The organism is Campylobacter sp. IFREMER_LSEM_CL2151 (genome assembly GCF_025771725.1).
Lineage (GTDB): Bacteria > Campylobacterota > Campylobacteria > Campylobacterales > Campylobacteraceae > Campylobacter_D > Campylobacter_D lari_C.
In genome coordinates, this window is record NZ_JAKMQT010000005.1 from 113892 (window position 1) to 121306 (window position 7415).

A 7415-nucleotide genomic window follows, 5' to 3' on the forward strand; every position below is an offset into this window, starting at 1 on the left:
GGATAAAAATGGATTTTTTTAAACTTAAAGAACATAATAGCGATATAAAAACTGAAATTTATGCAGGTATTGCTACTTTTTTAGCAATGATTTATATTATACCAGTTAATGCAAATATTATGAGTAATTCAGGTATGCCACTAGAAGCTTTAATTGTTGCAACCGCTTTAGTAACTATTATAGCTACTACTTTTAGTGCTTTTTTCTCTAATACTCCTGTGGCTATGAGTGTGGGTATGGGGCTAAATGCGTATTTTACTTTTAGCGTGTGTAATACCTATCAAATTCCTTGGCAAAGTGCTTTGGGAGCTGTGTTTTTATCGGGTATTGTTTTTACTTTATTATCTTTTACTAATTTTAGAATTTGGGTAATAAAAAGCATACCAAATGATTTAAGAAAAGCTATATCAGCAGGTATTGGAACCTTTATAGCCTTTATGGGACTTGTGCAAATGGGGATTATCACCAAAAGCGAAGCAACCTTAGTAGGTTTGGGTGATTTTTCAAGCACTAAAGTGCTTTTTGGATTGTTTGGCTTGTTTTTGGTTTTTGTTTTTTGGGCTTGGAGGATTAAAGCTGCGTTTATTTTAGCTGTTTTTGTAAGTGCTTTGTGTGCTTGGATTTTTGGTATTGATGGAGCCAAGTTTCCTGAGCAACTTTTATCTTTGCCAGTTATTAGTGGAGATAATGGTTTAAGTGCTATATTTGGCAAGCTTGATATTAAAGGTGCTTTAGAGCTTAGTATGATTCCTATAGTACTTACTTTTTTTGTTACTCAGCTTTTTGATAGTGTGGGCACAATCACAGGTGTAGGCTCAAGAGGAAAAATATTTGATGATCCAAAGCAAGGTGAGAAAAAATTAGGTAAAACCTTAGGCGCTGATGCAGCAAGTTCGGCTATGGGAGCAGTTGTTGGAACTTCTACTGTAACTGCTTTTGTAGAAAGCTCAGCAGGGGTAGAAGCAGGAGGTAGGACAGGACTTACAGCTTTAGTTACTGCTATATGTTTTGTTTTTACTTTATTTTTACTGCCAGTATTTAAAGCTATTCCTGCAAATTCTATTTATCCTATTTTAGTGCTTGTTGGAGTTTTAATGTTTATGGAAGTTGCAAATATTAATTTTAAAGATAAAGCTATAGCAGTGAGTGCATTTTTTATTATCATTATGATGCCACTAACTTATTCTATTACCACAGGTTTTGCTTTTGGATTTATTGCATATTTATTTATGCGTATTATGCAAAAAGAATTTGATAAAATTAACCTTGGTATTATTGTATTAAGTGCGATTTCATTGCTAGTATTTTTATTACAATTTTTATAGGAAGTGATTATGTATTATTATGCTTATGAAGAATTTCAAAAAGAAATTATTCCTTTTACACGCAAAATTAAGGAAGAATTTAATCCTGATGTATTACTTGCCATTGCAAGAGGTGGTATGACTTTGGGTCATTTTTTAGCAGAAGGTATGGGTAATAGAAATTTATTTTCTTTAAATTCTATTCACTATGAAGATACCCAAAAATTAGATACGATTAAAATTTTTAATATCCCTGATCTTAGTTCATATAAAAAAGTTCTTTTGGTAGATGATATTATAGATAGTGGTGAAACTATGATAGAAATCAAAAGAGTTTTAATGGAAAAATATCCTCATTTAGAACTCAAAGTAGCAAGTGTTTTTTATAAGCCTTCAGCATTATTAATCCCTGAGTTTTATATAAAAGAAGCTAAAGAGTGGATTGACTTTTTTTGGAGTATTAAAATTTAGCTTTAAATCAAATACAAATGTTATAATATTATTTTGACTTTATTTTGTTAAGAAAGGATGTCTTATGAGTTTAACAAGAAGAAAATTTCTAAAAGGACTTGCTGCTACTTCAGCGATTGCTTCGGTTAATCCTTTAATGGCTGCAAGCGAGGGAACTAAATTTTATGATACTAAAAAAATTCCTCACGCAACTCACTTTGGTGCTTTTTGGGCTGAAGTAAATTCAGAAGGAAAACTTGTAAAAGTTACACCACAACAATCTGACAAACATCCTTCTATTATCACTGATGCTATCATTGATAGAACTTATTCAGATACTAGGGTAAAATATCCTTGTGTTAGAAAAAGTTTTTTAGAAGGAAAGAAAAGACCTAAATTAAGAGGTAAAGAGCCTTTTGTAAGAGTAAGTTGGGAAAAAGCTTTAGAGCTTGTATTGCAAAAATTAAAAGAAACTCCTATTGAAAATTTATTTAATGCAAGTTATGGTGCTTGGGGGCATGTAGGTTTATTGCACAATTGTAACTCAGTAGCAGGAAGATTTTTTAATACTGCTTTAGGTGGCCACATCGGCACTGATGGAGAGTATAGTAATGGAGCTGCTGGTAAGGTTAATGCTAGTATAGTAGGGGATTTAGAAGTTTATTCTTTACAAACTTCTCATGAGGTTATTTTAGAAAATACCCAAGTTTATGTTTTATGGGGAGCTGATCTTTATAAATGTAACCAAATTGACTTTAAAGTTGCAAATCGTGGTAATGATGAGTATTATAAAAAATACAGCAAATCAAATATCAAATTTATTACTATTGATCCTCAATACACTCAAACAGCAGAAATTTTAAATGCCCAGTGGATTAAAATTCGTCCAAATACCGATGTAGCTTTAATGCTTGGTATGATGAATTATTTATATAAAAGTGGAAAATACGATAAAAAATTCATTGAAAAATATACTGATGGTTTTGACAAATTCTTACCTTATTTACTTGGAAAAACTGATGGTATTGATAAAACTCCAGCTTGGGCTGCAAATATTACCGGTGTTGAAGAAAAAGTTATTACCGCATTAGCAGATACTTTTGTAAAAAATAGAACTTTCTTAGCAGGTAACTGGGCTATGCAAAGAGCGCATCATGGTGAGCAAGCTGATTGGACTTTAATGGTTTTAGCTTCTATGATAGGTCAAGTAGGTCTACCTGGTGGTGGATTTGGTTTTTCTATGCATTATTCAGGTGGTGGACAAGCATTTTCAGGTGTAAGATTGCCAGTAGGCTTACCACAAGGTAAAAATAATCTTGATACTAATATTCCTGCAAGTAGAGTTTCAGAGGCAATTTTAAATCCAGGTAAAACAGTTAAGTTTAAAGGTAAAGAAATCACCTATCCAAAAATCAAAATGATGTATGTAGTAGGTGCTTCTGTATTAGGCCATCATCCGGACACAAATGAGCTTATTAAAGCTTTAAGAACGCTTGATACATTAATCGTCCATGAGCCTTGGTGGACACCTATGGCAAAAATGGCTGATATTGTATTACCTTCAACTACAACTTTAGAAAGAGATGATATTAGTTTTGGTGGTTCTTATTCTCAAGATTATGTTTATGCTATGAAAAAAGTAATTGAGCCTTATTTTGAAAGTAGAAATGACTATGATATTTTTGAAGAATTAGCAAAAAGAATAGGTGAGAGAGAACATAAAAAATTCACCGGTGGTAAAACTAAACAACAATGGCTTGAAGGTTTTTATGGTAGAAGTGACTGCCCTTATTATATGGAATTTGCTGATTTTTGGAAACAAGGTTTTATTCATTTTGAAACTCCGAAAGAAGCTTATAATTTCGTAAGACACTCTGAATTTAGAGCTGATCCTGTAGCAAATAAACTTGCAACAGAAAGTGGAAAAATTCAAATTTATTCACCAAAATTTGAAAAATACAACTTAGAAGACTTTAAAGCACATCCAACTTGGTTTGAACCAGCTGAGTGGCTAGGTAATGAAAAATTAGTTAAAAAATATCCTTTCCATTTAGTAAGCCCACACCCAAGATATAGAGTGCATTCTCAACTTGATAATACTTGGGTGAGAGATTTGTATAAAATTCAAGGTAGAGAGCCTGTGATGATAAATACAAATGATGCTAAAAAACTTGGTATTACTCATGGGGAAGTTGTAGAAGTATATAACGATCGTGGATCGCTTTTAGCAGGTGCTTTTGTAACAGATAATATCATGGAAGGGGTTATTAGTATTCAAGAGGGTGCTTGGTATGATCCTGAAGATGTAAGCGATAGTAAGCCAAGATGTAACGCAGGTCATGTAAATGTTTTAACAAGCTCAAGACCAACTTCAACTATGGCTCAAGCAACTAGTGTAAATACTTGTCTAGTGGGTATTAAAAAACTAAAAGAAGTTATAAAACCTTATAACTCAACTACACCACCAGAAATTATAGGAGCTTAATAATGAAGAAGATTATATTAGTATTGACTTTTTTAGCTAGTGCTTTATTTGCTAAAGATATGTTTATTTTTAATGAAAAAGTAGATCTTTTAGATAGAGCTAGTAAAAAAGTAGTAGGACAAATTTATGAAGGCTCTAAAGTAGAGCTTATAAAAGAAGAGGGTGAATATTCTTTAATCAAAGTTAAAGGCGAGGTTGTGGAGTCAAATCCAAAAAGCCTTGCTTATACCAAAGATGGAATTTATCTTTTACTTACTTTGAATGCTAAAAATGCAAGCAATGAAATGGAATTTTTAGTTAAAAGTAAAGATTTAACCGATCAAGAAATTCTTGCCTGGGATGAGATAGAATTAACTTATTATGATACTTGTACAAGTTGTCACGCAGCGCATAAACCAAAAGAACATTTAATGGAAGAATGGGACGCATACTTATCTGCTATGCAAGGTTTTGCAAAAATTACTGACGCAGAAAAAGATAGAATTTTAAGATTTTTACAATCTCACGCAAGTAATGGACCTGTAAAACTTGACTAATCAAAAATGAAAAGGTATTTGTTAGCCGTTTTATTTTTTGATTTTTGTGCTTTATTGTATGGCATAAGCACTTTATCTATAAGCTATAATGAAGCGCAAATTTATTTTTATGATCATAGCTTAATTGCTATGATCGCTAGATTTGGCACCACTCTTTTTGGTCAAAATGATTTTGGATTAAGACTTCCTTTTGTTTTATTGCACTCTTTAAGTTGTGTTTTATTATACATTTTAGCTTTAAAATATACCAAAACTTCTTTTGATGCCTTTATTTCTGTGGTTCTTTTTATATTACTCCCTGGTAGTGTAGCTAGTGCTTTGCTTATTAATGAATCAAGCATTGTGATATTTTTCACACTTTTAATTTTAGTATTATTTGAATATAAGAAAATATTTTTATTTTATGTTTTATTAGTTTTAGTTCTTTTTGTAGATGGAAATTTTGCAATTTTATACTTGTCTTTTTTCTTCTATGCTATTTATAAAAAAGATAAATTACTTATTATATGTTCTTTGATTTTATTTGCTATTGCAATGAGTGTTTATGGGTTTGATGCAAGTGGAAAGCCTAAGGGGTATTTTTTGGATACTTTGGGTATTTTCGCAGCTTGTTTTTCTCCTTTAATTTTTCTTTATTTTTTTTATGTTGTTTATAGAATTCTTTTGCAAGATGATAAGCCACTTTTATGGTTTATTAGTGCAAGTACTTTTGTTTTTTGTTTAATTTTTTCCATAAGACAAAGACTTTTTTTAGAAGATTTTTTACCTTTTTGTGTGGTTTGTACTCCATTATTAGTTCGTTATTTAATGTCTTCTTATCGCTCAAGAATGCCACAATTGCGATTAAAACATAAAATTTTTATAGAATGTTCTTTAGTTTTTTTACTATTTTTTTATCTTGGTATTATTTTTAATCAAAGTTTTTATTATTTATTAAAAGATCCCAAAAAACATTTTGCCTATGATTATCACATAGCCAAAGAACTAGCTCTAAATTTAAAACAACACAATCTCACGCATATTACTACACAAGATAAAGAACTAGCCCTAAGGCTTAAATTCTATGGTATTTCTAAAGGTAAGTTAGAACTTCATTCTAGTAAAAAAACTAGCAAGATTTATGTTAGTTTGGGCAAGCATAAAGTTTATTATTCTATAAAATGAAACAAGCTTTCACTTTAATAGAACTAGTTTTTGTTTGTATTATATTATCTCTATTATTTTCTATGGCTTATGTTTATTATAAGCCTGATTATTTGCGCTTGGGAGCTGAGCAAGTTTTAAATGATATTAAATACACAAGACACTTAGCTTTAATGCAAAATGATTTTAGAGTTAAAGAATTTAACATTGCTAAACGAGAGTGGTTTAAGGCTAAATGGCAGCTGTATTTTATACGCTCAAAATCTGCCACTAATAATGAACAAACCTATACCATTTTTTTAGATAAAAACGGCGATGGTAATGCAAACATAGGTAAAAATATGATCAATAAAGACAGAGAAATAGCTGTTGATCTTATCAATCCAGATATATTAATGAACTCAGGCCAAAGTGGTGTGATAAATCAAAATGATTTCAAAGCAAATTTAAAATACAACATAGAAAAAACTTATGGTATATCTAAGGTTTTATTTGAAGGTGCTTGTAAAGGAAGTACGCGTTTAGTTTTTGATGATTATGGTCGTTTATATACGCCTTTAAAAAATGCTACACGTGCTTATGATAAACTTGCTTCTTTTAATAATGATTGCATTATAAGATTATCTAATAACCAAAATGAGCATGTATGTATTGTTATAAATCCCATTAGTGGTTATGCCTATATCCCTAATTTTACTTCCCATAAAGGACAGAATATAATTCTAAATAATAAGCAAATATTTTGTCATAATTTATAATTATTTTTATTCTTTTATTAATAATTTATTTTAATTTTGCTAAATTTTTAATAAATTATTACAAGGAGAATTAATGTTTAAATTTAATAGTCTTTCTAATAGACTTACAACTATAGCTTGTTTTTTAATAGCTGTTATATTAATAGTAGTTAATGTGATTAGTTATTATGAGTCTAAGCAAAGCACAAGTTATTATCTTGAGGAAATTCAGAAAAAAACTATGCATGATGTTAATTATATGTACTCAAGTTATTCAAATAGCAAAAGAATTATCATAGAGTCACTAGCGCATAGTTTAAGCAAAATTGCATATAATGCTAATGATAGAGAAATTTTTAGTGTTTTAGACACCGCAAAAAGATCAGGTGGCTTTGATACTGTTCATTTTGGTTTAGAGGATTCAGGTAAGGATTATCAAATTGATACTAAATTTAATCTTCATAATAATCCTAATAAATTTGATCCAAGAACAAGACCATGGTATAAAGAGGCTAAAGCAGCAGGAAAACTAATTGTTACTGATCCTTATAAAAGTATAGTTTTGAATGGACAAGTAGTTGTGACATATTCTATTCCAGTTTTTAATGATAATAAATTCATAGGTGTGGTAAGTGGAGTTTACAACCTTAACACTTTCTCTAAAGATGTTTTAGCCCTAGGACATTCTGATAGTTCTTATGCAGGTGTATATGATAAAGATGGCGTAGTAATCTTTCACGAAGATCAAAAAAGAATGCTC

At 30.4% G+C, this 7415-nt stretch carries 7 protein-coding genes; all 7 read left to right on the top strand.

What is annotated here, in order from left to right:
* The first annotated feature begins 8 nt into the window (after positions 1-8).
* A complete protein-coding gene (locus L8V82_RS05255) occupies positions 9-1325 on the top strand; it encodes an NCS2 family permease (RefSeq protein WP_263724247.1) in 1317 nt (438 codons plus the stop codon).
* A 9-nt stretch (positions 1326-1334) separates the two neighbouring features.
* The gene (locus L8V82_RS05260) at positions 1335-1775 is read left to right on the top strand and encodes a phosphoribosyltransferase (protein ID WP_047208056.1); all 441 of its coding nucleotides are present in this window, start codon (positions 1335-1337) and stop codon (positions 1773-1775) included.
* A 64-nt stretch (positions 1776-1839) separates the two neighbouring features.
* Entirely contained in the window at positions 1840-4239 is a 2400-nt protein-coding gene (locus L8V82_RS05265) for a molybdopterin guanine dinucleotide-containing S/N-oxide reductase (protein ID WP_263677000.1), read from the top strand.
* A 2-nt stretch (positions 4240-4241) separates the two neighbouring features.
* A complete protein-coding gene (locus L8V82_RS05270) occupies positions 4242-4775 on the top strand; it encodes a hypothetical protein (protein WP_263724248.1) in 534 nt (177 codons plus the stop codon).
* Between the two features lie 6 nt (positions 4776-4781).
* The gene (locus L8V82_RS05275) at positions 4782-5939 is read left to right on the top strand and encodes a hypothetical protein (protein WP_263724249.1); all 1158 of its coding nucleotides are present in this window, start codon (positions 4782-4784) and stop codon (positions 5937-5939) included.
* Positions 5936-6676 (top strand): Tfp pilus assembly protein FimT/FimU, encoded by a 741-nt coding sequence (locus L8V82_RS05280; protein ID WP_263724250.1) that lies wholly within the window; start codon positions 5936-5938, stop codon positions 6674-6676. The genes L8V82_RS05275 and L8V82_RS05280 overlap by 4 nt, the downstream gene beginning before the upstream one ends.
* Positions 6677-6749: 73 nt before the next feature.
* The coding region (locus L8V82_RS05285; RefSeq protein ID WP_263724251.1) for a cache domain-containing protein at positions 6750-7415 on the top strand (666 nt) is incomplete at its 3' end.